Origin of the sequence: Aurantimonas sp. E1-2-R+4 (genome assembly GCF_036549515.1) — a bacterium.
Lineage (GTDB): Bacteria > Pseudomonadota > Alphaproteobacteria > Rhizobiales > Rhizobiaceae > Aurantimonas > Aurantimonas coralicida_A.
This window is the reverse complement of sequence record NZ_JAZHLK010000158.1, coordinates 1-657: the sequence shown is the minus strand read 5'-3', so window position 1 is coordinate 657 and position 657 is coordinate 1. Positions and strand designations below refer to the sequence as shown.

Here is a 657-nt window from a genome sequence, read left to right as displayed (position 1 = left end):
TGAAGCGTCCCGGGTTTTCCGGAGGCTCCTATCTGTGAGAAGGAGCTACGATGAGCAAGACGACCAGGAAGTTTTCACCCGAGGTACGTGAGCGAGCGGTCCGGATGGTTGGTGAGCACCGCGCCGACTACGGTTCGGAGTGGGAAACGATGACCTCGATCGCGGCGAAGATCGGATGCACGGCCGAGACCCTGCGCCGGTGGTGTCGTGAGGAGGCGCTCCGACGAGCGGGACCAGCGGCGCAGGCCGCCGACGATCAGGCGCGTTTGAGGCTGCTTGAACGCGAGGTGAAGGAGCTCCGCCGGGCCAACGAGATCCTGCGCAAGGCATCGGCGTATTTTGCGATGGCGGAGCTCGACCGCCCCGGGAAAGGATGATGGCGTTCATTGACGCCCATCGCGAGGAACTGGGGGTCGAGCCGATCTGCCGCGAGTTGGCGATCGCCCCTTCTTCCTACCGCGAACACGCTGCTCGCCTTGCCGATCCAGGCAGGCGTCCGGCCCGTGCCCGGCGCGATGACGAGATCATGGATCAGATCAAGCGCGTCCATGAGAACAGCTTTGGCCTATATGGCAGCCGCAAAGTCTGGCACCAGTTGCGCCGCGAAGGGATCAAGGTTGCCAAGTGCACAGTGGAGCGCCTGATGCGATCCATGGG

Annotated in this window: 1 pseudogene and 1 other annotated feature; the pseudogene reads left to right on the top strand. The window is 63.8% G+C overall.

Going from position 1 to position 657, the window contains the following annotated elements:
• Window positions 1–50: 50 nt before the first annotated feature.
• Window positions 51–657: pseudogene (locus VQ045_RS21850) on the top strand (IS3 family transposase); the annotation flags it as partial.
• Window positions 332–448 (top strand) — a sequence feature (AL1L pseudoknot). Its footprint overlaps the pseudogene before it by 117 nt.